Raw genomic sequence first — 24,251 nt, 5'->3', positions numbered from 1 at the left:
TCCTCCATTTTCTTTCTACATTATTTCATGAATCATGCTTGTTAATCTTACACTTGCATCTGTAATTCCCATTGTCTTAGCAGAAGCAGCCATCGCTTCTTTTTTATGAGAATCTAATAAAATTTCATCAATCTCAGCTAACATTGTTTGAGCATTTAATTCTTTTTCTAAAATCATTGATGCTGCACCTTGATCAACTAATGAACGAGCATTCGCTTCTTGATGATTATTTGTTACATATGGACTTGGAATTAAAATACTTGCTAAACCTAATGCTGTTAATTCTGTTAAAGTTGTAGCTCCACTACGGCATACAACTAAATCCACATTTTGGAATAATTGTGGCATATCTTTAATATACGGAAAAACAGAAACGTTTGGCAATGATTTTTCCAATTTTGTAATCTGATTGTTGATTTTGTCATAATGCACTTCACCTGTAACCATAATGACATGATAGTTTTTATCCGCAAATCCTTCTAAAGCCTCAACAAACACTTCATTCATTCGTTCAGACCCACGACTTCCACCAAAAATTACAACAATTGGTAAGTCTGTATGAACTCCTATTGAAGATAAGTATTCAGGATTTTTCTTAATTTCGACAACTTCCTGACCTCTAGGGTTTCCTGTTAATACGACCTTATCACTATAAGATGCAAAATCTTTTTTCACATCTTCAAAGCAGATGGCAATTTTATTCACCCATTTAGCTAAAAATTTATTCGTTACTCCTGCAACACTATTTTGTTCATGAATAATGGTTGGAATTTTTAACAAACTTGCTGCAAATAATACGGGGGCACAAACATAACCACCTGTTCCAATGACAACATCTGGTTTAAATTCTTTTAAAATTTTTCTTGCTTTAATAACACTTGTTACCATATAGTAGGCTGTTTTTAAGTTTTCTAATGAAAGCGAACGTTTTAAGCCTTCGATTTTAATAGATTCAAATGCATATCCTGCTTGAGGAACAATTTTACTTTCTAATCCTCGTTTTGTTCCAATATATAAATATTCTACATCCTCTTGTTTTTCTAAATATCTCATAAATGCAAGTGCAGGATAAATATGACCTCCTGTCCCTCCACCAGATACGACAACTCTCATGAATGTCTCCTCTTTCTTATAAATTCTCTACAACTTGAATAAATTCATCTCCACGAATTTCAAAGTTTTTGAATTGATCCCAACTTGCACAAGCTGGTGATAATAAAATAATATCGTCTTCTTTACTAATTTCATAAGCTTTTTTAGTCGCTTCTTCTAATGTATTCACAACTTCAATAACAGGAACATCTGCAACTTTCGCAACTTCTTGTAATTTTTCTTTTGTTTCTCCATACAAAACAATGCCAGATACAGCTTTTAAATCTGAAACTAATTCATCAAAACCATTTCCTCTATCTAAACCACCAGCGATCAAAATAACCGATTGATTGGTGAAGCTACGTAATGCTGTTTGAGTGGCAATAATATTTGTTGCTTTTGAATCATTATAGAAACGTCTCTTATTTACTTCCTTAACAAATTGTGTACGATGTTTTACACCATGGAAGTTTTGCACTGCTTTTTGAATGCCTTCATTCGTAGCTCCTGCTAATTTTGCAATTGCAACTGCTGCTAATACATTTTCAACATTTTGTGTTCCAGGAACTTGAATCGTTGAAACAGGAATCACTTTCTCACCATTAAAGCAAATGTAATGATCTTTAACACAAGCTCCAAATTCGAGAACATTGTTTCTACTAAATGGAACTAATGTTGCTTTTGTATGACCTTCAATGAAGGTAATCAATTCTGGATAATCAGCATTATAGACTAAATAGTCGTCTTCCGTTTGATTTTTTGTCAATTGAAGTTTTGCTTTAATATATTCTTCCCTTGTTCCATGATAATCTAAATGCGCACTGAAGATATTCACCATACACGCAATTTTAGGTTTGAATTGATCAATTCCCATTAATTGGAAACTACTTAATTCGGAAACATAAATATCTTCTTTTGTTGATTGTTCTGCTAATTGAGATAATGGAATTCCAATATTTCCTGCAGCGTAAACTTCACGTTCAGGGAAAGATTCTTTCAACATCAAACTTGCTAATGTTGTCGTTGTTGTTTTCCCATTTGAACCAGTAATTCCAATTATCAATCCTTCTAATAATTGATACGCAATTTCAATTTCTGTATAGACTGGAATCCCTTTTTTCATTGCAGCTTCTACCATACAATTATGGTATGGAATCCCCGGATTTTTCACAACAAAATCAAAATGTTCTTCTAATAAATCAACCGGATGCGAACCCGCTAGCACACGTATTCCTTCTTCAATTAAACTTTTAGCATCTGGATTTTCTTCTAAAGGAATACGATCATTGACCGTAACCATAGCTCCTTGATGTAATAATAATTTGGCAACTGCCACTCCACTTTTGGCTAATCCAATAACTAATACTCTTTTATGTTCAAAAACGTTTTTATTTAGCACCTAATATGCCCCCTAAATTTATTTCAATATGTATATGGCAGTATTAACTGCCGTTAAATATGTATGAAAAGCTAAAAAGCTTTTCTAAATCAATGCTAATGTAAGAAGCGTTCCAATTAGTCCCACTAAACTGAAGACTAAAACAATTTTCACTTCTTTCCATCCACACATTTCAAAGTGATGATGAATGGGACTCATTTTAAACACACGTTTTCCTGTTAATTTAAATGAAGTTACTTGAATAATAACACTCGCTGTTTCTAATACAAATACAATCCCAATTCCTAGTAAACTCCATTCATGATGAAGCATTAAAGAAATAATGGCTAAACCAGCGCCTAATGCTAAAGAACCAACATCGCCCATAAAAATTTTAGCAGGTTTCCAGTTGAAAATTAAAAATCCAATCAATCCACCTACAACACTAAAACAGAACAATGCAATTTCTGCTTGCTTCGTTTGAATCGCTAAAAATGCATACGTTGCATAAGCAACAATGGAAGTTGAAGTAGCTAGTCCATCTAACCCATCCGTTAAATTCACTGCATTTGAAAACCCTGTAATCCAAATGATGGTAAAAATGGCAAATAGTACTAAGCTATGTACTTCACCCATAAATGGAATATAAATTAATGGATCACGTCCACTTAATAAGAATAGCGCCACAAAAACAGCTGACCCTAATATTTGTAAAACAAATTTTTGATGGCTTTTCAACCCTTGATTTTGCTTTCTAAACACTTTGATAAAATCATCGAAAAATCCGATTCCACCAAAAAATACAAATCCAATTACGCCACTTAATAATGTGAAATTAAAATATCCGAATAATCCTCCAAGAACTAAACTGACAATTCCAATCATCATTAAGAAGATAAATCCTCCCATCGTAGGTGTTCCGCTTTTGGCTTTATGCCAAGATGGGCCGTCTTCTAAAGTCGTTTGTCCAAACTGATTCATTCGCATAAATTGAATAAATTTAGGTTCCGCAAATACTGTGGCTAGTAATGTCGCTCCTAATACAAGTAATAATTGTAATGTCATCATTTTCTCCTTTTTATCTATTCCTTAATAATGATTCTACCACTTCAATTTCATTATAAGGATATTCTACTTCACCAATAATTTGATAGGCTTCAACACCTTTTCCAGCAAGTAAAACAATATCATTATTATTGGCTAATTGAAGTGCCTTTTCAATGGCCTCTTCTCGTTTATCAATACATTCATAAGAAACAGATTCCTTATTTACTGCACTTAATAATCCTTGATAAATATTCTCTAATGGCTCTGTTCGTGGATTATCTGCCGTAAACACAACATGGTCCGACTTTGTTAAAGCAATTCTTCCCAATTCTGGTCTCATACTAGAATCACGATTTCCACCACTATGCCCTACGACTGTAATAATTTTTCCATGTGGAATTTGTACGAGTGAATCTAATACATTTTCTAGCCCATCCGGTGTATGTGCAAAGTCTACAATCACTTGAAAATCTTGTCCTTTATCAATGGATTGCATACGACCTGCTACCCCTTTAAATCGTTTCACCTTCGTTAATATTTCTTCCATTGGAACTCCATAAACATAGGCTACAGCAATCGCAGATAGCATATTGTATACATTGAATGTTCCTATTAATGGCATATCAACTAAGTAACGAACATCATTCTGAATAACCAATTCAAAGATAGTATGCCCATTTTCTGTACGAATATTTTCCGCTTTAAAATCAGCATCTGCTGTGATTCCATAACTAATTACTTGAACAGGAGTAGAATACTCAAACATTTGAAACTGTTCATCATCCGCATTTAAAATCGCTACTTTTGGTTTAGAATTTTCCCCTACATAGTTTCCTAATTGAGAGAACAATAAACTTTTAGCGTGTGCATATTGTTCCATTGTTTTGTGTAAGTCAAGATGTTCATGCGTTAAATTCGTAAATACCACACAGTCGTAATCCAATCCCCAAATACGACCTAATTGCAAAGCATGAGAAGAAACTTCCATCAAACAAGTTTCTCCACCCATTTCTTTTAGCTCTTGAAAGGTTTCATGCAATGTTAAAATTTCTGGCGTTGTATTATGTGTTGGAATAATTTTCGAACCAATTTTGCGATAAATTGTTCCAATTAATGCAGTTGGTTTATCCGGTTGTTCTAATAATGCATCAATCATATGAGTAACTGATGTTTTTCCATTAGTTCCTGTAACACCAATCATTTGTAGATTCTGGGTAGGATAACCGTAAAAATGATTTGCTAATAATGCCATTACTCTCGTCACATCTTTTACATAAATGACAGGTGTATTCCCTACTTGCTCTTGAATCGATTTACTCGCTACAAATGCAACAGCCCCCTTCTCCTTTGCGGCTGCTGCAAAACGATGCCCATCAACTGTCACTCCATCAATACAGAAAAACAATGTGTTTGGACGAACTTTTCTTGAATCTTGTGCTAAATAATCAATCATTACTTCAGATAAATTACCAACTATTTTCTTGAGATAAATCAATTGAGCTAATTCTGTAGCTAACATCGTTGAATTCCTCCTTTTATTGCGTTAATCGACTATAGTCTAACGCACGTTTCATCATTGGGTTGAAAATCTCTTTAATTAAAGCATTACCTCCTGCACCATACGGATTGTTTTGAGGTTGCTTCAATGTAATATATAAAATATATTTTGGATCACTTGCAGGTGCAAACCCAACTACTGAGTAAATATAATTACTTCCATATGAGTAATAAGTTCCAGTTTCCGGATTTACAAATTCTGCAGTTCCTGTCTTCGCAGCTACTTCCTCACCTTCAATATCAAAACCAATCGCTGTTCCATCTTTCATAGTAGTAGCTTTTCGTAAATATTCTAAAGTTTTTTTAGCTGTTTCTGGTTTAATCACTTGCCCTAAAGAATTCTCTGAAAAATTAACTGTAGTATTTGTTGCTGGTCTAAACTCATGATCCACAATTCTTAATTTTTTCATTTCACCTTGATTCGCAATTGCTGTAAAAGCTTGTACCATTTGAAAAGCTGTTACAGAAATCCCTTGTCCAAAACCAGTCGACAATTGTTGTAAATAAGAATTATATGTATTCAATCCATTAGCTTCATTTAAAAATCCTGATTGCGTACTTTGACCAAACCCAAATAAATCTAAATATTGCTTCCATTTTTCAACACCAATTTTTTGAATGACATGAACAAAAGCAACGTTACTTGAATGCGCTAATCCTTCTAAATAAGTAATTCTTCCCCATCCGACTTTATTATAGTCACTTACTAAATCGTTAAAAATTTTAATTTTACCCGAATCATATTTTTCGTTTGGATCAAATACTCCTTCATTAATAGCTGCTGCTAGAGCTAGCACTTTCATTGTTGAACCAGGCTCATAGGCTTCATCCATTAATAAATTATTCCACATAGTTGAAATTCCTTCTTTAGTAGTGCCATTAAACGTTGGGCGTTGAGTTGCGGCTACTATATTCCCAGTCTTTGGGTCTACCAACATTGCTGTTAGTTGTTTTGGAATATATTTTTCATCCACTTGCGACACCAAAGATTCTAAATAAGTTTGCATTTTTTTGTCGATGGTTAAATATAAATCATTCCCATCCTTTGGTTGTTCAGTAACCATTTCGCTACCTGAAATAATATAACCATTCCCATCAAGTCGAGAAGTGACCTCTCCAGGCTTTCCTGTTAGTGTTGCATTATATAATGCTTCAATCCCCATTTTTCCGACTAATTGTTCAACGGTTTTCCCATCAAACTCTTGCTTTTCAACATCCGTGTAACCAATTAAATGAGAAGCAAAAATACCATTCGGATAATAGCGAGATAAATTTTCTGTAAACTTAATTCCTGGTAGAGATTCATTTTCAATCTTTTCCTTCGTTTCAACAGAAAGATTCTTTCCTGCTGAACCAAATTCAACTTGAGAAACATTTTTTTGGGATAAAATCTTTTCAATTTCAGCTGGTTTCATATCAATATATTTAGAAAGCGTTTGTGCAGTCTTAGAAATATCTTGAACATAATCTTTCTTTTCTTTATCCCATTGATCTGTTAATACTGCAAATACTGAATAATTCGTTGCATCCACGGCAATAGGACTACCACCTGCATCATAAATATTTCCACGTTTTGCTTTTAGTAGCGTAGAATGCGTTATTTTTTTATCTAATTCTTTTCTTAAATCAATGCCGTGACTTTGACCTAGCACCATTATTTTAAAGAAATTGAAAGAAAAAATGAGAAATAGGCAGAATGCGATTGCCATCAAGCAATGTATCGCAATCTTTCTATTTCCCATATAATCCTTAAAATGTTTTTTTATCATTGTTCAACATTCCTTACGTTATTTTCACCCATCTTTAATCCCTGTTCTTTTGCAATACGATTGACACGGTCATATTGAGATAATTCTTGTGCTGATTGTAATAAAGTATCATTCTTTCTTTGCATCAATGTTGTATTCGTTTGAATGTCTTGTAATTGGCGATTTTTATTCGTCACTACCATTGAGCTTACAATCGTAAATGTTGCTAATATTAGAATAATTGACACTCCAACTATCATATTGCGTACATAATTAACTTTTACCTTTTCGTGAGGGATAGCTGTAACAACTCTATCCGCATAAGTATTAGGATAAGCGTTTTTTACTGTAGCTGTTGAATTTACGTCAATCATTTGTTTTGCTAATGCCATCAAAAAACGCCTCCTTTACTAATTAATTTACACGTTCAATCACACGTAATTTCGCACTTTGTGATCGTGAGTTTTCTTGCATTTCTTCTTCTGTTGGCAAAATTGGTTTTCTTGTAATCAATTTAAAATCAGCACTTTCTAACTGACCAGGCAAAATTGGTAAATTTTTAGGTCCTTGTTCAACTGTGCTTTTCTGTTTGAACATTGTCTTCACAATACGGTCTTCTAATGAATGGAATGAAATCACACTGATTCTTCCACCTACTTCTAATAAGTCAAAAGCTTGTTCCAGTGAGTCCTCCACTGCTGCTAATTCATCATTCACCGCAATACGCACCGCTTGGAAAATTCTTTTAGCAGGATGCCCACCTTTTCTTCTTGCAGCAGCCGGAATACTATCTCGAATAATATCCACTAATTCTCCAGTCGTTTCAATTTCATGGTCTTGTCGAATACGTTCAATATTTCTTGCGATTTGTTTGGAGAATTTTTCTTCTCCATAACGGTAGAAAATTCGAACTAACTCATCATAACTCCATTCATTAATAATTTCTTTTGCGGTTAATGGGGCTGTTTGATCCATTCTCATGTCTAAAATAGCATTTTGATGATAACTGAATCCTCTCTCAATTTGATCCAACTGAGGAGAAGATACCCCTAAGTCATACAAAATCCCATCAACTTTTTTAATTCCTAATTCATTTAGTTTTTTCTGAATCATTCTAAAATTTGCATGAATAAATGTTACTTTATCTTCATTTATAAATTTTTCCAAACGGATTTTAGCATTATCAATGGCATTCATATCTTGGTCAAAACAATATAAATGACCTGTTGTCAATTGACTTAATAAATATTCACTATGTCCTGCTCCACCTAATGTACAATCTACATAAATCCCATCTGGTTTTACTTCAAGATTATCCACTGTTTCATGTAGCAATACGGTTACATGTTTAAACATTTTTAATTAATATCCTTTCTAAAATCCAAAATCAGCCATTTGTTCCGCTAATTCTTCAAAATTCTCTTCAGTTTCAGCAATATATGCTTTCCAACGTTCTTCATCCCAAATTTCAATTCGGTCATTCACACCAATAACACGACAGTTTTTTACTAAGCCTGCATGTTCTCTTAATGTTGGTGTGATATTAATTCTTCCTTGTTTATCAAATTCTACTTCACTTGCAGCAGAATTGAAGAAACGAGCAAATGCACGAGCGTCTTTTTTCGATTGAGGTAATTCACTCAACTTTTGACGAAGCAATTGCCATTGTTCAAGAGGATAGCCGTATAAGCAGCCATCTAGTCCACGCGTTACAACGAAAGTGAATCCTAAATCTTCACGAAACTTCGCTGGAACAATCATACGTCCCTTAGCATCTATTGTGTGTTGGTATTCACCGATTAACATGCAGACTCCTCCTATCATTCATAATTATCCCTAGTTTACCACACTCCCCCACTTTTCACCACTTTTTTATCAAAAAAGTTAAAAATTTTTTTATTTTCAGCCAACTTTTATAAATTTAAGTTTCACTTTCGTACCATTTTGAATCTTGTTTCTAATCAAAAAACTAAAAAAAGCCCTCCGTATCATATAAAAATACAATACGGGGAGCTCTTTTCTCTTTATATCTTTAGTTAAAAATCAAAAAATAAATAAATTGACAAAATAAAATCAAATGACTAATGATTAAAATTAAAAATTCAATCGAACAAAATTGATAGACAAATTGGCGAATATAAAATTCTGGATTTTTCTTTTTCACTAATAACAAAAGCATTCCTGCTATACTACTGAATACAATTATCCAAGGCATCAAGGATCTACCTAAAATAAACTGACTAAAGATTTCATAGCTTACAAATAAAAGAGGCAGTATGACTTCTCTTATCGTTAAAAAAAATGATTCTGAAAAATAAATTCTTGTACCAAAATAAAATTGTAAAATAAAATAAGATGCAATCGTAATGGTGATTAATAATAGGGATAATACTAACATTATTTTCTTCTCCTTTTCTTCTCACATTGTACACTAGAAAATTATTATCGTCCAATAAGCAATAAAAAAACCCACACAAAAGTGCAGGCTTGATTGTTATTATTATGCTTCTTGAGAAACAACTTCTTTTCCATCGTATTGTCCACATGATGGGCAAACATGGTGGCTTTTTCTTAATGAACCACAGTTAGGGCATGCGTTTAACCCTGGTACTTCTAATTTGAAGTGAGTACGACGTTTAGCTTTTCTAGCTTTTGATGTTTTACGTTTTGGTACTGCCATTTTGTACACCTCCTAATCAATCTTCTTTACATAAAATGCTTTTTACTTTTCAGTCTCATCGGAATCGAAGAAAGACTGTAGAGCCGCTAACCTTGGATCGATTTGTTGTTCTTTTGCGACTGTACGTCTCAAAACTAACTCATCTTGAGAAATAACTTCCCAGTCTTGACCACTTGGCATTCGGTCTTCACTCAATTCCTCTGGCGATAAGACTTGTAAAGGAATTGAAAGTAAAATATGATCTTCCACAGCAGGTTGTAAATCTATCCAATCAGTTTCTAATGGAATAACAATTTCTGTTAATTCCTGTTCTTCAAATGAAGTTCCTTTTGGAATATATCGTTCAACAATTTCTATTGACAATGGCACAACCACTGGCTCTAGAGACCTGGATGAAGGAAGTGTAATATCGACAACACATGTAAATTGTGCAACAACTGTTTCATTTTGATAAACAAGAAATCCTTTTGCTACAGCAGGAGAAACTGCTATTATCGTATCATCACGACTCTTTAAGTTATCTTCTACTTGCATTTCTTCATCAAAATAAACCGGTATTCCTTGAGAATTTTCAAGTTGTTTTAATGATATTTTCACATTTTTCACCCCTAAAGCAACATAGAGAATTATACTAAGGAATCTCTTGTTTGTCAATGTTTTCTACTTGACAATTGTATATTTCTCCATCATTTTATTTTATAAGCTGATTCTACAGATTTCTGACATAGATTGCAATCATTTTTTAGTAGCAACTTTTTCTACAACCATAAATGGACCACCTAATTCGATATCCCCTTCATCGAAACTTCTTTGATTCCATAAATCATCGATATCAAACCATCTACTATTTCCATTATTTTCAGGGTCTCTTACAAATGTTTTACCATCTTGATAGCCACTTAATACAATAGCATGAGCTCCACCTGCTACTTTGACAAAATGTCCTGGTCCAACACAAGCTAGTATCGTTTTCCCTTCTACTAAAGCTTGTTTCACATCTTCTTTTGTATTAATGACTTTATAATCAAATCCCCATGCTTTTAGTGCAGCAGCTGAACCTTTTGCTCTAGTTCCAACATAGCCATTTGTATTCATCGACTCAGTATTTTCAATAATCCAACGTGCTACTTCAATCGGTGTTGTATTCTCACCAAATCCATTAAAAATCATTGAAAGAGAAGTTGGTACACATCCTGAAACAGCCATTGTAATTCCTTTTAATATTTCAGAACCCCATTGAGGGTCTCTTTGGAAGTACCATGGAGTATTTAATGGTTTAACATACTCGACCCATTTTCCATTTTCATCTACATAGTATTTTTCTGAATCTACCCATGCTTTTGTTGCCATTTTTCCATCAGCATTCAAGTAATAGTTACCTTCCCATTGAGAACGAGCATAACTTCCGCCATTATTTAAGTAATACCATGATTGGTAATTTGGATCATAAATCCATTCAGCGTCCGCCATTTTACCATATTGTTTTAAATAATAGTCTCCAACCCATGTTGCATTCGCATAGGCACCACTTTTTGTTAAATAATACCATCCTTTATAAAATGAATCATACAACCATTGATTAGAAAGCATTTTTCCATCCTGACCTAGGTAGTAATCTCCTACCCATGCATTTTTAACGATGTCCCCACTTTCTGAAAGATAATACCAAGCACCTTCTTGTTCGTTATAAATCCATTCTTTTGTCACAAGATTATTATTTTTATAATACTTGCCTTCTTTTAATGCAATGTTTTTTCCAATAACTAATTTTTCTTTTGGTACTTGAATAGTTTTTTCTACTTGTTCTTTCGTTGTTTTAGTTTCTTTTGTTTCAGTTTTTAGTTCTTTATTTTCTTCTTTATATTGTGGAATTTCTTTTGTTAATTTATTTTCTCCCACATCTTTTAAATTTGCTGGCTTTTCTTCAATGGTTGTTAACTTATTAGTTTCAACATTTTTTGCCTCTTCAGCAAATACACTTGTAACTGGAAGTAATCCTAACCCTAGTAATGCTACTACTTTTTTCTTCATTCACTTCTTTCCTTTCTTTCCCACTATTTCATCACAGGCATCAACTGACGAGCAGAATAATACTCAGATGGATTCATTATATCATAAATGTTATCAAATTTCTTTTGTAATTCTAACGAAGGATGAGCATAATTTGTTATAAAGTTCGTCTCTTCTTCTCGTAAATTTTTTAAATATTCTCTTCCTATTTTGGTAAATCCTAAAACAGTTACTTCTTGTGGTTCACGAATACTTTCAAAATATTGTGTCACTTGCTCATTTGTAATTCCTAATAACACATATATACATAATCGTTGTAATCTTGCCCAAGTCCATCGTTTATTCTTCAATAATTGAATGAATTCATGAAACGAATTTGCTTGAGGTAAGCATTTTTTAAATCGATATTCCATTCCTTCATCCATTTGATAGATTGTTCTTAGTTCTTCCAAACTACTTCGTTCTATTTGGTATTTCAATAACATCCAATATTGTTCCCAGTTATTTCGATATTCATTTGAAGATACTTCTTCTAAATAAGGTAATTGAGCATACAACTGATAATTCCTTTCAACCTTCACTAATTGCTTCCGTAATGCAGTCCCACTAGCAAACTGTCCTTCTAGCAATACCTCATCCAAATGTCCATTTCCCATTCGTTCAATCGTTAAGAATTTCATTGGTAGATTTCTAGACAAAATTTCTTTTACATAGGCAAATCCTAATTGTTGATTTGGCTGCTGCATTAATTGATAGAGTGGACTATTTTCTCCAAAATTCTCTTTTGAAATGAGCGAAAGTCGATTGGCATAAGTGAGAGATTTCATCTCGTCATTCGTGACGTCTTCTTTTATTCTTGTTTGCAATGTAATCCATTCCTTAAATGCTACTTGATAATCAATGGATGTATCTTCTACTCCAAAAGCAATTTCCTGACATTTTGCAGCATGCAAAATACCAACGCCCCCAGCTGCAAACCAATCAGTGGCTTGTGTGCTTGAAAGTGTTGGTAATTCTACTATTAAATCCGCCCCATTTTCTAGAGCCATTTTTGCACGATGCCACTTGTTCTCAATGGCTGGTTCTCCTCTTTGGACGAAATTACCGCTCATCGCAACTACAATGACATCTGCATCTGTTTGCTTTCTAATTTGTTCGATTTGATAATGATGACCTTTATGAAATGGATTATATTCTGCAATAATTCCACAAGCTTTCATGTAATTCCTCATTTCAATGCAATAAAAAACCAACGTGAAGAAGTATCTTCCACTTCTGATTCACCAAAATTGGCTTTTATCCATACTTTTTTAAATCCTACCATTTCAAGTGCTTCTTGATACCATTCCATAGGGAAAGTTTGTTCAACATGCACTTCTTGAAAATGCTCAAATAATGCTTTACTAGTTTGAGACTCATCACGAACAAACATGTCAATGACGTGTTCTACACTTCCAGGTTCCTCTAATTCATAACTTTGCCATAAAAACGCTAAATTTTCACTTGTATAATGATATTGATATCCTGGAAATACTTCTTGCATTTGATACAGAGAATGCACATCAAATAAAAATAATCCATCCTCTTCTAAATGCTCGTAAACAGTTTTAAATACTTTTACAGTATCTTCAAACTCTGTTAAATAACAAAGTGAATCAGAATATAATGTAATAGCGTCAAAAGTCTTTAATCCTTTTAAATCACGCATATCTTTTTGCACCCAATCAATCGAAGGATAATCTTGTTGATATTTTTCTTTTGCAATATCTAACATTTCGCTAGATAAATCAACTCCAGTCACTTGATAGCCTGCTCCTGTTAGTAAAGTCGAAACTTCACCCGTTCCACAAGCCAATTCCATGACTTTTTGAATATTTCTACTCGTATACGTGTTAAAAGAATCTTTTGTAAACTTCACCCATAATTGGTATTGTTCATGATCCATTACTTCATCATATACATGTGCAAAGGTTTGATAGGTCATTCTTTTTCACTCGCAATATTAACAATTGGTGCGTCATTCCATAATTTTTCTAAATTATAATATTCACGGTCTTCATAGTAAAATACATGTACAATGACATCATTTAAGTCCATTAAAATCCAACGTGCGTTGTCTTTTCCTTCGATACTTTTCACTTCAAAGCCTTCTTTATGTACTTCTTCTTCAATGGCATCTACAATGGCTTGTACTTGTTTTTCATTTTTCCCATGAGTAATAACAAAGTAATCTGCCACAGGTGTTAAGTGTCCCACTTCTAGTGCAACGATTTCTTGTGCTAATTTATCATCTGCTGCTTTTAATACTACATCTAATAATTGTTTACTACGATTTTCTGTCATACGTTTCCTCTTTCTATTACTAAATAATTATAAACTTCTAATGTTCCAGGATAAATATACACTTCTTTTTCAATTAAATACTGCAAAGTATGTCTGACTAAATATCGAACCGCTTCATCAATATTATGATGAGCAATTTGTCTTGCTTCTTCTACTCCTGGATAATTTCTTCCATCTTCAATGGCATCTGCTACAAATAAACATTTGGATAATAGAGTCATTTTAGTTCCACCAATCGTATGTTCACGAATAGCATCTAAAATTTCTTCATCTTGAATATCTAATTCATCTTTTAAAATTTCTGCACCTACTGGTCCGTGTAAAATTTCAGAAGATTGATTTTTAAGTTGTTCTGACAACTGTTTTTTGACCACTAATTCTTGTAATTCTTCTAAGGGTCTTTCTTTTGCATAATCATGAATTAACGCTGCTAAAGAAGCTTTTGTAACATCTACTCCATATAATGTCGCTAATTCCATGATTTTCTTTTCCACTCTTAAACAATGATCAAATCTTCTTTGACTCATTTGAGAGTGCACTTGGTGTAAAATTTTTTCACGACTCAAAGAAGAATAAGGAGAAAAATCTACTACTGTCATTCTTGATACAGTCCTTTCTCAAAAATATATTCTTCTACACTTTCAGGAACAAGGTAACGAATACTTTGCCCCCATAACACATTTTTACGAATTTGTGTTGAACTAATTTCCATTTGAGGCGCTTCAATCCATAATACTGGATATGGAGTTTCTTTTGGATAACCTGGACGACAAACTCCTACAAATTGAACTACATGTACTAATTCATCAATTCGATGCCAAGTTGGTAAATAATCCACCATATCGCCACCGATAATAAAGTAATAGTCCACATCCGGATTTTTTTCTTTTAAGAGTCGAATCGTATCAAAGCTATAACTTTTATCCGTACGTTCTAATTCAATTGTTTCAAGTTCAAAATGATAATTATCTCGAATAGCTAGCTGGGTCATTTCTACTCGATAATTAGCATCAATCGTCTTCTTTTCATCTACATGAGGTGGAATATGGCTCGGCATAAAATAGATTTTGTCCAAATTCAACTGAACTCTAGCTTGCTCTGCCATAATTAAATGTGCTACATGAGGAGGATTAAAACTTCCTCCTAAAATTCCAACACGCTTTTGTTTTCCACTAAAATCATTTTGTTTTACTTTTGGACAAAGCTTGATGGATTGCATCATATTATCGCCCTCTTTTTACAAATTCTGCAAATCGAATCGAAATATCACGATTTTTTGGATTTCTAGCTTGTTTATACAATACAATCGTATGTCCAATCACTTGAATAATCGTGCTACCTGTTTGTTCTGCTAATACTTCAGCAGCTTCCTGAGGTTCTTCCATTGTATTTTGTAATAAACTGACTTTAATTAATTCACGTTTTTCAATCGCAAATTGGATTTGTTGAATCATTTCTTCGCTTAAACCGCCTTTTCCAATTTGAAAAATCGGTTTAATATTATGTGCTTCTTTTTTGAAAAATTGTCTTTCTTTCCCTTTTAATTCCAATCCAATCCCTCCTTCTTATATAATCGATGGACGTTTAATGACATCTACTTCTTTTGGACTCCAAACTTCAATCGTCCCTGGTTTTTGAATCGTTACCCAACCTAGACCTGCGATTACGATATCTGATTTTTCTTTTACTGAAAAGACTGTCTTCTGTAGTGTTGGATATTGTTTTACATTATCTCCGGTAGGAGGTGTTAAAATCGTTCCATTATGTCTTGCATAAAACTCGTCTGCTTTTTCTAACTTTGTACGATGCAATTCAATGGTTTGTGGAGTATAAAATGTTAAGGAATTTCTTTCCCCTTTTGTATAATCCACTCGTACAAGTCCACCAATAAAAATCGTTTGTTCTGCATTTAATTGGAAAGTTTTTGGTTGTAATTCCTTTTGAGGTAATACTTTTTTCACTTCTTTTTCTGCTAAATAGTGTGCGATTTGATGACGGTGAATAATTCCAGGAGTATCAATTAAGCTTGATTTTTCATCAAACGGAATTTCAATTTGTCCTAATGTAGTTCCTGGGAATTGAGAAGTTGTAATCACATCTTTTGTTCCACCAATACTTTGAATTAATTTATTAATTAAAGTAGATTTACCTACATTGGTTACCCCTACTACATAAGCATCTTTCCCTTGACGGTATTCATTTATTTTATCCAATAATTCGTCAATCTGAATGCGTTTATTCGCACTTACTAAAATCGTATTGACTGGACGAATCCCATATTCTTTCGCAAAACGCTCAATCCAATTTTTCAAACGATTACGATTCACTGATTTTGGATATAAATCCACTTTATTGGCAACGAATAATACTGGATTATCTCCAATAAAACGTTTCAATCCTGATATCATACTGCCATATAAGTCGAATAAATCGACAACATAAACAACTAGTGCATCTTCTTCTGCAATCGAAGATAACATTTTTAAGAAATCATCATCACTTAAAGAAGCAGGTTGTAATTCATTATAATTTCTAAGTCTAAAACAACGTTGACAATAAACGGGTTCTTCTTTTTCTAACATTTTTGTCAATACACTTGTAGGAGTATAGCCGATTTCTTCATGATTTTCTGTTTGAATCGTTGCTCCACATCCCATACAAAAATAGTGGTTTTCAGTCATGGATTTTCTCCTCCCATTTCTCTGAGTAATTTTTTCCATATAATATCGTTAGGATTAAATTTTCAAAAAATCGATTGATTCTTGTTTTCTTAGCATCTGATAATTTTAAAGGTTTAACAAGGATCGTTTTAATGCCAAAAGTTCCTGCCCCTAAAATATCTGTCAATAACTGATCTCCAATCATCACAATTTCATCTTTTGTTGCAGTCGTTTGACTCAATGCTTCTTTAAATCCTTTATGCAGTGGTTTTAGTCCTGGAAAAACATACGGTACGCCTAATTGTTTAGCCACTCTTTCAATACGATTTTTACGATTATTAGATACTAATATGATTTCAATCTGATTTTCTTTTAATTGTTGAACCCATGTTTGTAATGTATCATTTGTATCTAATTCATCCCAATCCACTAATGTATTATCAATATCTGCAAAAATTGTTTTTATCGATTGTTTTTTTAAAAACTCAATGGAAATGGATAAATAATCTTTGATAAACCACGTTGGTGTTAGTTTAATGGACATATTTCTCCTCTATCTATTATCTTTTTTCAACTCGAACGCCTACTTGATCGACGGTTAATACTTGAATGGTATAGTTTCCTAATTCACTTGGTAATTGTTCTTGTAAATAATGGGCAATACTTGGTGCATTTTCTTTTGAAGATAACACCATCACGGTTGGACCCGCTCCGCTTAAGTACGTACCAATCGCTTCTTTTTCTTTTGCAAGCTTACGTACCGGTGTTAAAAATGGAATTAATGTTTCACGATAAGGTTCATGGAATAAATCTTTTTCTACAATTCTAGAAACATTTTCCCAATCTTCTTGCCATAGTGCTGCAACTAATACATTCGAACGACTACTTGCTTGTACCGCTTGAGCGTAAACAAATTCACTAGGAAGCACTTGTCTACTTGCTTTTGTTGATAATTCAAAATCTGGAATTAACGCAATCCCTTGAATCTCAGATTGGATTTCTTTTTGTAAATAGTCAACTTCTTGACTTTTTGCATCATAAGTCGCAACGACTAATCCACCTAAAATTGCAGGAGCTACATTATCTGGATGCCCTTCTATTTTTGTTGCCCATTCAACTTTTTGTTGAGGTGTTAAGTCTAAATTCCCTAATTGATTTGCTAATTCGATTCCTGCAACAATCGCACTAGAACTACTTCCTAATCCTCTTGTCATTGGAATATCACTTTCACACACTAAATGGTGAGGTTGTAAGGCTGGACAAACTGCTAAAGCTGTCTCAATAATTAAATTTTCTTGATTAGTTGGTACGGCTTCTCCAAATGGATGTTCAATTTTCCATTTATTACTATATTCTACAACCGTTACTGTTAAATATAAATCAACTGCAATCCCAATAGAATCGAATCCTAATCCAATATTAGCAGTTGTTGCGGGTACAATAATTTTCATTGATTACGCCTCCAACACAGGATAGATTCTAACCGCTTCTACACTATCTACTTGTTGATATGCTGACACTTTTTCTTCTAACTCAGCTACTGAAATTTGAGTAAATCTTGTTAATACTGCTTGATTTGGTAACACTACTCCATCAAACGCTTCAGGTTTACTTGTTTCAATGACAACAGCATAATCTTTTAATGGAGCTATCGTTGTATGAACTTTAGTCGCTTCTGTCAATGGTTCAAATGGAACTACTTGAGCATTACGATTTTGTTGTGTTGCAATCATCATGACATCAGCTACCACACTTGTTGCAGTTGGGTGTGAACCTGCTCCTTTTCCATATAGTAAAATTTCTCCTAGCGCATCACCTGTTACAGAAATAGCATTATTTTCATAAGAAACTTGAGCTAATAAGTGGTTTAAGTTTACAAAATAAGGACGTACTTCTAAGTAAACTTCCTCACCATTTGCAACAACACTTGCCAATAATTTAATCGTATAGCCTGAAAGTTTAGCTAATTGTAAATCTGTTTTAGTCACTTGTGTAATACCTTTTTTAGGAATCGCATCGAATGAAACATTTGTCCCAAATGCTAATCTTGTTAAAATAATTAATTTATAAGTAGCATCGTAACCTTCTACATCACTTGTCGGATCTGCTTCAGCAAATCCTTTTTCCTGAGCTGTTTTTAACACTTCTTCATAAGACAATCCTTGTTGACTCATAGAAGTTAAAATAAAGTTTGTTGTTCCATTTACAATTCCGTAAATCGCTTCTACTTCATTGCTTGAAACATGTTCTACTAATGGACGTAATACAGGAATTCCGCCCCCAACACTTGCTTCATAATATAAATACACATTATTTTCTCTAGCAATTTGAGATAATTCAACGCCATGTTTTGCTAATAAATCTTTATTTGCTGTTACGACATGTTTACCTGATTCTAAAGCTTTTTTCACACAGGTATAAGCAAAATCCACTCCACCTAACACTTCTACAATAATAGAGATTTCTTCATCATTTAAAATATAGTCTACATCCGAAGTAAATGTAATGCCTGAAATTTTATCGGCAAATACTTCTGGTTCTTTTACAAGAGCTTTTTCAATTTGTAATGAAACTCCTTTTTTCTTTTCAATCGATGCTTGATTTTTTGTTAAAATATGATAGACTCCACTACCAACTGTTCCAAATCCTAATAATCCAATCTTTTCTACTTTCATTGTAATCCCCACTTTTTCTTATGTATAAATATTGAAAAACCACAGCACACATTGGATAGGCGCCGTGGTTTATCACAAAGTCATTAATCTTGTAATAGTTCAAAAATTTCAATTGCGACTAAATCGATATCATCAAATTGGAATGTTTGTTTTGTCTCACAATCTTCTAACTCAAAGCTATCTGCTTCTTGATTAAATGTCACAACACATTTTTCAACACCATCTTTTTCAAAACGACGAATTTCAATATCCGTGCTTTGATCCGCCATTGTTTGTAGACGTTGCACAATTGCAACTAGTTGTGAAGGTTTCATGTTGCTTTACCCCTTTCAGCTTTCTTAATTTCTATTCTACCATAAAACTTTTTTAGATTATATGAAAATCCCTTTAAAAATCATACTTTTTTATAAATTTATTCAGGAAGTGTCCAATATAAATGAATAAGTGCTTGTGTTCCTAAATCACCATAACCATCATCACAAACTGTTTCATATAGTTTTCTTGCTTGTAAAGTTGCCGGTAAAAATAATCCCATTCTTTCTGATTCGTCAATTGCAATTCGTAAGTCTTTTAAGAAATGTTTTGCAAAAAATCCTGGACTATAATCTTTTTTCAAAATTCTTGGTCCGTAATTCGACAATGACCAGTTAGCAGCACTTCCGGCTCCGACTGTTTGAAGAACTTTTTCTAAATCTAATTCTGCAGCTTTTGCATACACTAACATTTCAACTAAGCCTGTCATTGTACCAGCAATCATAATTTGATTCGCCATTTTAGTATGTTGACCAGCTCCATTTATCCCTTGTAACGTAACTGTTTTTGAAAAAGTCTCTAAAATTGGACGCACAGCTTCAAATACAGCTTCCTTACCTCCAACCATTGTAGATAAGGTTCCATTTTTTGCTCCTAAATCACCACCAGAAACGGGAGCATCTAACGCATCACATGAAAGCTTTTCAGCTTCCTCTGCAATCTTCTTCGCTAAAGAAGGGGTACTTGTTGTTAAATCAATCAGTACCATCCCATCTTGTAATCCCTGAAAAATCCCTTGTTCCCCAAAATAAACTTCTTCAACATCTGTTGGATATCCTACAATCGTTAACACAACATCAGACTGAGTTGCTACTTCTTTTGGACTATCCGCCCATAAAGCGCCGGTATCGATAACTGCTTGTGCCTTTTCTTTTGTACGATTATAAACTGTAACTGGATAACCTGCGTTTAATAAGTGCTTCACCATAGAAGAACCCATTACACCCGTTCCAATAAAACCTATTTTCTTCATTCTTCATCCTCCTTGTCATCATCATAGATTTTGAAGAAATTCATCTTTTCTAACCACGTTTTCGTATTCTCTTTATCATGTTGATAATGATCAATCGCATCTTGATAAAATTCTTCAACTTTTTTAGCGAAAGTAACAGAAGAAATCTCTTCTAATAATTGATTTTGCAATTCTTGAACTTGATAAGAAGATTGATTGCTACATTCTAAATAGGCTAACACACTAGAAGCAATATCTTCATCTTTTTCATATAACATTCCTAATTCTGGTTTAGTAATAAATTGTTGTAAATAATCATTTTTCTTCGCAATCACTGGAATTTTATTCACTAAAGCTTCTAAATAAGTTAATCCTTGACTTTCAGACTCCGAAGCATTCACGTATAAATCTGCCATTTGATAATATTGAGACACTTGATGATGCTCCACTTCACCTGCGAACTGTACATAAGGTGTAATCCCTAAACGTTCCACTTGTTTTTCAAGTTCTTCTTTTTCTGGCCCTCCGCCAACAATACAACATTTCACAGTTGAATCTTTTTCTAAAATTTCAGGCATTGCATCTAAAATCGCAGCAATATTTTTTTCTTTCGATAAGCGACTTAACGATAATAATACTTTTTCTTCTTTTGTATACCCTAACTTTTCACGTAACTCTTCAGCAACTTGTGGATTCAATTCTGGAATTTCAATACCTGTTGGAATAACACGAACTTCTTGAGTCACTCCATAAGATAATAATTTATCTTTTGTCATTTGACTTGGTGCAATCACTCCACGAGTTTGATTACAGAAGTTTTTAGAAATATATGCCACATGACTTGGTCTTAAAATTTTCCCATTCGCAATATAGTGTAAATATTTTTCATACATCGTATGGTAAGTATGAATGGTCGGAATCCCTAACATGGCTCCTAAAATTTTTCCAAGTAGTCCTAAACTAAATTCTGTTTGCGTATGAATAATATCTAATTCATATTCTTGAGAAACTTTATAAGCTTCAATAAAACCTTGAACAGCAATTCTTCTTTCTTTAAATGAAAACAATGGAATACTTCCCAAGCGAACGATATTCCACTCAGGCATTGTAGCATTTGGATCGGTTGTTGTAAAAATAATAACCGTATGTCCAAGACGTTCTAATTCTTCTTTCAATACTCGAACAGAAGTAGCAACACCACTGACTTGAGGGAAATAGGTGTCTGTAAAAATCCCTACTCGCATAAGTTCCTCCTTAATATCTCTATTTGTCTTTTAATTCATTCTAATTTATTTTACACGTATCCCTATTATATACGATAGTCCAATATCTGTCACGATGTACAAGAAAAAACCATTTTTAAAAGAATAAGATGATTAAATATTAGTATCCCCACTACTATTCCAAATCAATATTTTAACCCTCATTTTGACCATCAGAATTGCAATTAAATCATGAAACCTCGCAACTCCTATGACAGAAACCAAAGACTTCCCATAGTAGCTAAAATAATAAAAGCCGATTTGGCTTTTATTACGGGAAAATTCGAGACCTTAGGCTCGAATTTTATCCATGAAACCACAGGTTTGCTGGCATCCCTAGCTACTATCCCCAGGGAAGTCTAAAAAATTGAAAATACTAAAAAAACTCTTCAAGTCCCCACTGGAATCTCAAAGAGTTAACAAATCAAAATTTCTTAAAAATTATTTTGCAGCTTCATAACGACGAGCTACTTCATTCCAATCAACTACATTCCAAAATGCTGCAATGTAATCAGGACGACGGTTTTGGTAGTTTAAGTAATAAGCATGTTCCCAAACATCTAATCCTAAAATTGGAGTTTTACCATCTGTTAATGGGTTATCTTGGTTTGGAGTAGAAACAACTTCTAATTCACCATTTGAAACGACTAACCAAGCCCAACCAGAACCGAAACGAGTTGCTGCAGCTTGAGCAAATGCTTGTTTAAATGCATCAAATCCACCGAATTTGTTATCGATTGCTGCTGCTAATTCGCCAGTAGGTTGACCTCCACCATTTGGTGAAATCACTGCCCAGAATAAGCTATGGTTAGCATGTCCACCACCATTGTTACGAACAGCACCACGAATATCTTCTGGTACAGATGCTAAATCTGCTACTAATTCTTCCACGCTTTTTTCGAATAAAGCAGGGTGTTTTTCTACTGCTGCGTTTAAGTTTGTTACATAAGTGTTGTGATGTCTGTCATGGTGAATTTCCATTGTCAAAGCATCCACATGAGGTTCTAATGCAGAAAACTCATACGCTAATTTTGGTAATTCAAAAGTCATAATTGATTCCTCCTAAAATAGTACAGTTTTAATTACTGTTTGATGTTTTAAGAATACCACCCTTTGATATGAAAACGCAATTTTTTTGCTTACTTTTTTTTAGATTTTCCTTCTTATTATTCGTTCTCTTTTTAAAATCATTGAAAACTATGGTATAATAACAACGCTTCAAAATAGATTATAGAAAAGAGATGAATCCATGAAATTTACAGATTATCAATTACAACCATTTTTACAAACGGCATTAGAAAAATTATCATTTTCTACTCCAACTAAAATTCAAGAAAAAATTATTCCACTACTATTAAAAGGAGAATCTGTGATTGGGCAATCCCAAACAGGAAGTGGAAAAAGTCATAGCTTCTTACTACCACTGATTCATAAAATTGATCCAGATAAACAAGAATTACAATTAGTCATTACTGTTCCAAGTCGTGAATTAGCAGAACAACTAGTTCGAGTAACTGCTCAATTAATTGAAGAAGCTCCTACTCCTATTCTGTTAGAAAAATGTGTCGGTGGTACTGACAAACTTCGTCAAGTTCAAAAATTACAACAAACTGCCCCTCATATCGTTATTGGAACTCCGGGAAGAATTTTTGATTTAATGCGAGAAAATGCTCTACTTGTTCAAACGGCAACAATGATGGTTGTCGACGAAGCTGATATGACTTTTGACTTAGGATTTTTAGAAACCGTCGATGAAATTGCTTCTAGAATGCCGAAAAATTTACAAATGTCCGTATTTTCTGCGACCATTCCAGATAAAATTAAACCATTCCTTAAAAAATATCTTGGAAATCCAAAAATTATTCATGTAGAAAATAAACAATTAGTTTCACCAACGATTTCGAATCAATTATTAGTGACGAAAACACAAAATCCATTAGAAGTATTATTTGAATTGATTACACTAGGACATCCATACTTAATGTTAATTTTCGTCAATACAAAACAAAAAGCGGATGAAGTTACAGCATTTTTACGTGAGAAAAATTTAAAAGTAGCAACGATTCATGGAGACATTCCTGCTCGTGAACGTCGTCGTGTGATGAAGCAAATTCAACAAATGGAATATCAATATGTAGTGGCAACAGATTTAGCAGCTCGTGGTATTGATATTGAAGGTGTTTCTCATGTCATTAACTTAGAAATTCCTAGTGAATTAGAATTTTTCATTCACCGTGTTGGTCGTACTGGTCGAAATGGCTTAGCTGGACAAGCGATTACTTTCTATACTCCTAGCCAAGAACAAGCCATCCAAACGCTTGAAGCTAAAGGAATTTCTTTTGAAACATTGGAATTAAAAAATGGCGAATTAGTGGAAAGTTATGACCGTTCTCGTCGTGAAAAAAGAAAAAATACCCAAAGCTCTGACTTAGATCCTCGCTTAAAAGGAATGATTAAAAAAGCTAAAAAAAATGTCAAGCCTGGATACAAGAAAAAACTAACTCATGAAATTAAACAAAAACAAAGAATTGAACG

Annotated in this window: 27 protein-coding genes; 1 reads left to right on the top strand and 26 read right to left on the bottom strand. The window is 33.5% G+C overall.

What is annotated here, in order from left to right; all coding sequences use genetic code 11:
* Positions 1 to 15: 15 nt before the first annotated feature.
* From murG to RYL55_RS02900, 26 genes are all read right to left on the bottom strand, one after another.
* Positions 16 to 1,113, bottom strand: a complete 1,098-nt coding sequence (murG, locus tag RYL55_RS03025; protein ID WP_315007158.1) for an undecaprenyldiphospho-muramoylpentapeptide beta-N-acetylglucosaminyltransferase — start codon at positions 1,111 to 1,113, stop codon at positions 16 to 18.
* 16 nt (positions 1,114 to 1,129) lie between these two features.
* Positions 1,130 to 2,491: a UDP-N-acetylmuramoyl-L-alanine--D-glutamate ligase gene (murD, locus tag RYL55_RS03020; protein WP_315007157.1), complete on the bottom strand. Its 1,362-nt coding sequence runs from the start codon at positions 2,489 to 2,491 to the stop codon at positions 1,130 to 1,132.
* An 84-nt stretch (positions 2,492 to 2,575) separates the two neighbouring features.
* A complete protein-coding gene (gene mraY, locus RYL55_RS03015; protein ID WP_315007155.1) occupies positions 2,576 to 3,538 on the bottom strand; it encodes a phospho-N-acetylmuramoyl-pentapeptide-transferase in 963 nt (320 codons plus the stop codon).
* 10 nt (positions 3,539 to 3,548) lie between these two features.
* Entirely contained in the window at positions 3,549 to 5,036 is a 1,488-nt protein-coding gene (locus RYL55_RS03010; RefSeq protein WP_315007153.1) for a UDP-N-acetylmuramoyl-L-alanyl-D-glutamate--2,6-diaminopimelate ligase, read from the bottom strand.
* A 16-nt stretch (positions 5,037 to 5,052) separates the two neighbouring features.
* Positions 5,053 to 6,843 carry a penicillin-binding transpeptidase domain-containing protein gene (locus tag RYL55_RS03005; RefSeq protein WP_315007151.1) on the bottom strand — a complete coding sequence of 597 codons (1,791 nt, stop codon included), beginning with the start codon at positions 6,841 to 6,843 and terminating at the stop codon, positions 5,053 to 5,055.
* The gene (gene ftsL, locus RYL55_RS03000; RefSeq protein WP_315007149.1) at positions 6,840 to 7,214 is read right to left on the bottom strand and encodes a cell division protein FtsL; all 375 of its coding nucleotides are present in this window, start codon (positions 7,212 to 7,214) and stop codon (positions 6,840 to 6,842) included. The genes RYL55_RS03005 and ftsL overlap by 4 nt, the downstream gene beginning before the upstream one ends.
* 22 nt (positions 7,215 to 7,236) lie before the next feature.
* Positions 7,237 to 8,178 carry a 16S rRNA (cytosine(1402)-N(4))-methyltransferase RsmH gene (gene rsmH / locus RYL55_RS02995; RefSeq protein ID WP_315007147.1) on the bottom strand — a complete coding sequence of 314 codons (942 nt, stop codon included), beginning with the start codon at positions 8,176 to 8,178 and terminating at the stop codon, positions 7,237 to 7,239.
* A gap of 18 nt (positions 8,179 to 8,196) precedes the next feature.
* Entirely contained in the window at positions 8,197 to 8,628 is a 432-nt protein-coding gene (gene mraZ, locus RYL55_RS02990) for a division/cell wall cluster transcriptional repressor MraZ (protein WP_314405492.1), read from the bottom strand.
* A gap of 226 nt (positions 8,629 to 8,854) precedes the next feature.
* Entirely contained in the window at positions 8,855 to 9,220 is a 366-nt protein-coding gene (locus RYL55_RS02985; protein WP_315007144.1) for a DUF3397 family protein, read from the bottom strand.
* A 102-nt stretch (positions 9,221 to 9,322) separates the two neighbouring features.
* A complete protein-coding gene (rpmF, locus tag RYL55_RS02980) occupies positions 9,323 to 9,502 on the bottom strand; it encodes a 50S ribosomal protein L32 (RefSeq protein ID WP_006703042.1) in 180 nt (59 codons plus the stop codon).
* A gap of 42 nt (positions 9,503 to 9,544) precedes the next feature.
* Positions 9,545 to 10,099 carry a YceD family protein gene (locus RYL55_RS02975; protein WP_315007142.1) on the bottom strand — a complete coding sequence of 185 codons (555 nt, stop codon included), beginning with the start codon at positions 10,097 to 10,099 and terminating at the stop codon, positions 9,545 to 9,547.
* Positions 10,100 to 10,237: 138 nt separating this feature from the next.
* Positions 10,238 to 11,533: a C39 family peptidase gene (locus tag RYL55_RS02970; RefSeq protein ID WP_315007141.1), complete on the bottom strand. Its 1,296-nt coding sequence runs from the start codon at positions 11,531 to 11,533 to the stop codon at positions 10,238 to 10,240.
* Positions 11,534 to 11,556: 23 nt separating this feature from the next.
* Positions 11,557 to 12,732, bottom strand: coding sequence for a nucleotidyltransferase (locus RYL55_RS02965; RefSeq protein WP_315007139.1), 1,176 nt, complete (start codon positions 12,730 to 12,732; stop codon positions 11,557 to 11,559).
* A gap of 8 nt (positions 12,733 to 12,740) precedes the next feature.
* On the bottom strand, positions 12,741 to 13,496 hold the full coding sequence (locus tag RYL55_RS02960; RefSeq protein ID WP_315007138.1) for a class I SAM-dependent methyltransferase: 756 nt from the start codon (positions 13,494 to 13,496) through the stop codon (positions 12,741 to 12,743).
* Positions 13,493 to 13,855 (bottom strand): ribosome silencing factor, encoded by a 363-nt coding sequence (gene rsfS, locus RYL55_RS02955; protein WP_006703047.1) that lies wholly within the window; start codon positions 13,853 to 13,855, stop codon positions 13,493 to 13,495. The genes RYL55_RS02960 and rsfS overlap by 4 nt, the downstream gene beginning before the upstream one ends.
* A complete protein-coding gene (gene yqeK / locus RYL55_RS02950; protein ID WP_315007136.1) occupies positions 13,852 to 14,454 on the bottom strand; it encodes a bis(5'-nucleosyl)-tetraphosphatase (symmetrical) YqeK in 603 nt (200 codons plus the stop codon). Before yqeK ends, rsfS begins: the two co-directional genes overlap by 4 nt.
* A complete protein-coding gene (locus tag RYL55_RS02945) occupies positions 14,451 to 15,077 on the bottom strand; it encodes a nicotinate-nucleotide adenylyltransferase (protein WP_315007134.1) in 627 nt (208 codons plus the stop codon). Before RYL55_RS02945 ends, yqeK begins: the two co-directional genes overlap by 4 nt.
* Position 15,078: 1 nt before the next feature.
* Positions 15,079 to 15,405, bottom strand: a complete 327-nt coding sequence (gene yhbY, locus RYL55_RS02940) for a ribosome assembly RNA-binding protein YhbY (protein ID WP_315007133.1) — start codon at positions 15,403 to 15,405, stop codon at positions 15,079 to 15,081.
* Between the two features lie 15 nt (positions 15,406 to 15,420).
* Positions 15,421 to 16,536, bottom strand: coding sequence for a ribosome biogenesis GTPase YqeH (gene yqeH, locus RYL55_RS02935; RefSeq protein WP_315007131.1), 1,116 nt, complete (start codon positions 16,534 to 16,536; stop codon positions 15,421 to 15,423).
* On the bottom strand, positions 16,529 to 17,059 hold the full coding sequence (locus RYL55_RS02930; RefSeq protein WP_315007129.1) for a YqeG family HAD IIIA-type phosphatase: 531 nt from the start codon (positions 17,057 to 17,059) through the stop codon (positions 16,529 to 16,531). Before RYL55_RS02930 ends, yqeH begins: the two co-directional genes overlap by 8 nt.
* Before the next feature lie 16 nt (positions 17,060 to 17,075).
* The gene (thrB, locus tag RYL55_RS02925; protein WP_315007127.1) at positions 17,076 to 17,966 is read right to left on the bottom strand and encodes a homoserine kinase; all 891 of its coding nucleotides are present in this window, start codon (positions 17,964 to 17,966) and stop codon (positions 17,076 to 17,078) included.
* A gap of 3 nt (positions 17,967 to 17,969) precedes the next feature.
* A complete protein-coding gene (locus RYL55_RS02920; protein ID WP_315007126.1) occupies positions 17,970 to 19,190 on the bottom strand; it encodes a homoserine dehydrogenase in 1,221 nt (406 codons plus the stop codon).
* 83 nt (positions 19,191 to 19,273) lie between these two features.
* Positions 19,274 to 19,504, bottom strand: a complete 231-nt coding sequence (locus RYL55_RS02915) for a YkuJ family protein (RefSeq protein WP_006703055.1) — start codon at positions 19,502 to 19,504, stop codon at positions 19,274 to 19,276.
* 98 nt (positions 19,505 to 19,602) lie between these two features.
* Positions 19,603 to 20,475, bottom strand: a complete 873-nt coding sequence (locus RYL55_RS02910) for an NAD(P)-dependent oxidoreductase (protein ID WP_315007124.1) — start codon at positions 20,473 to 20,475, stop codon at positions 19,603 to 19,605.
* Positions 20,472 to 21,698 (bottom strand): glycosyltransferase family 4 protein, encoded by a 1,227-nt coding sequence (locus RYL55_RS02905; RefSeq protein ID WP_315007122.1) that lies wholly within the window; start codon positions 21,696 to 21,698, stop codon positions 20,472 to 20,474. Before RYL55_RS02905 ends, RYL55_RS02910 begins: the two co-directional genes overlap by 4 nt.
* Before the next feature lie 459 nt (positions 21,699 to 22,157).
* Positions 22,158 to 22,766, bottom strand: coding sequence for a superoxide dismutase (locus RYL55_RS02900; protein WP_315007120.1), 609 nt, complete (start codon positions 22,764 to 22,766; stop codon positions 22,158 to 22,160).
* Positions 22,767 to 22,965: 199 nt separating this feature from the next.
* On the opposite strand from RYL55_RS02900, the gene RYL55_RS02895 reads away from it, so the two are divergent.
* Positions 22,966 to 24,251 (top strand): DEAD/DEAH box helicase (locus RYL55_RS02895; protein WP_315007117.1); only part of this gene is annotated, 1,286 nt, incomplete at its 3' end.

This window comes from uncultured Granulicatella sp. (genome assembly GCF_963515615.1).
Lineage (GTDB): Bacteria > Bacillota > Bacilli > Lactobacillales > Aerococcaceae > Granulicatella.
This window is presented reverse-complemented; position numbering and strand designations above follow the sequence as displayed.

Coding starts and splice junctions, on each gene's coding strand:
- ftsL (WP_315007149.1), bottom strand. CDS start 7,214: ATGGCATTAGCAAAACAAATGATTGACGTAAATTCAACAGCTACAGTA.
- rpmF (WP_006703042.1), bottom strand. CDS start 9,502: ATGGCAGTACCAAAACGTAAAACATCAAAAGCTAGAAAAGCTAAACGT.
- mraY (WP_315007155.1), bottom strand. CDS start 3,538: ATGATGACATTACAATTATTACTTGTATTAGGAGCGACATTACTAGCC.
- yqeH (WP_315007131.1), bottom strand. CDS start 16,536: ATGACTGAAAACCACTATTTTTGTATGGGATGTGGAGCAACGATTCAA.
- rsfS (WP_006703047.1), bottom strand. CDS start 13,855: ATGACAGAAAATCGTAGTAAACAATTATTAGATGTAGTATTAAAAGCA.
- RYL55_RS02930 (WP_315007129.1), bottom strand. CDS start 17,059: ATGTCCATTAAACTAACACCAACGTGGTTTATCAAAGATTATTTATCC.
- RYL55_RS03010 (WP_315007153.1), bottom strand. CDS start 5,036: ATGTTAGCTACAGAATTAGCTCAATTGATTTATCTCAAGAAAATAGTT.
- RYL55_RS02905 (WP_315007122.1), bottom strand. CDS start 21,698: ATGCGAGTAGGGATTTTTACAGACACCTATTTCCCTCAAGTCAGTGGT.
- RYL55_RS02945 (WP_315007134.1), bottom strand. CDS start 15,077: ATGATGCAATCCATCAAGCTTTGTCCAAAAGTAAAACAAAATGATTTT.
- RYL55_RS02920 (WP_315007126.1), bottom strand. CDS start 19,190: ATGAAAGTAGAAAAGATTGGATTATTAGGATTTGGAACAGTTGGTAGT.
- RYL55_RS02960 (WP_315007138.1), bottom strand. CDS start 13,496: ATGACCTATCAAACCTTTGCACATGTATATGATGAAGTAATGGATCAT.
- RYL55_RS02900 (WP_315007120.1), bottom strand. CDS start 22,766: ATGACTTTTGAATTACCAAAATTAGCGTATGAGTTTTCTGCATTAGAA.
- RYL55_RS02910 (WP_315007124.1), bottom strand. CDS start 20,475: ATGAAGAAAATAGGTTTTATTGGAACGGGTGTAATGGGTTCTTCTATG.
- murG (WP_315007158.1), bottom strand. CDS start 1,113: ATGAGAGTTGTCGTATCTGGTGGAGGGACAGGAGGTCATATTTATCCT.
- RYL55_RS02915 (WP_006703055.1), bottom strand. CDS start 19,504: ATGAAACCTTCACAACTAGTTGCAATTGTGCAACGTCTACAAACAATG.
- RYL55_RS02970 (WP_315007141.1), bottom strand. CDS start 11,533: ATGAAGAAAAAAGTAGTAGCATTACTAGGGTTAGGATTACTTCCAGTT.
- thrB (WP_315007127.1), bottom strand. CDS start 17,966: ATGAAAATTATTGTACCCGCAACAACTGCTAATATTGGATTAGGATTC.
- RYL55_RS02965 (WP_315007139.1), bottom strand. CDS start 12,732: ATGAAAGCTTGTGGAATTATTGCAGAATATAATCCATTTCATAAAGGT.
- mraZ (WP_314405492.1), bottom strand. CDS start 8,628: ATGTTAATCGGTGAATACCAACACACAATAGATGCTAAGGGACGTATG.
- RYL55_RS02985 (WP_315007144.1), bottom strand. CDS start 9,220: ATGTTAGTATTATCCCTATTATTAATCACCATTACGATTGCATCTTAT.
- rsmH (WP_315007147.1), bottom strand. CDS start 8,178: ATGTTTAAACATGTAACCGTATTGCTACATGAAACAGTGGATAATCTT.
- RYL55_RS03005 (WP_315007151.1), bottom strand. CDS start 6,843: ATGATAAAAAAACATTTTAAGGATTATATGGGAAATAGAAAGATTGCG.
- yqeK (WP_315007136.1), bottom strand. CDS start 14,454: ATGACAGTAGTAGATTTTTCTCCTTATTCTTCTTTGAGTCGTGAAAAA.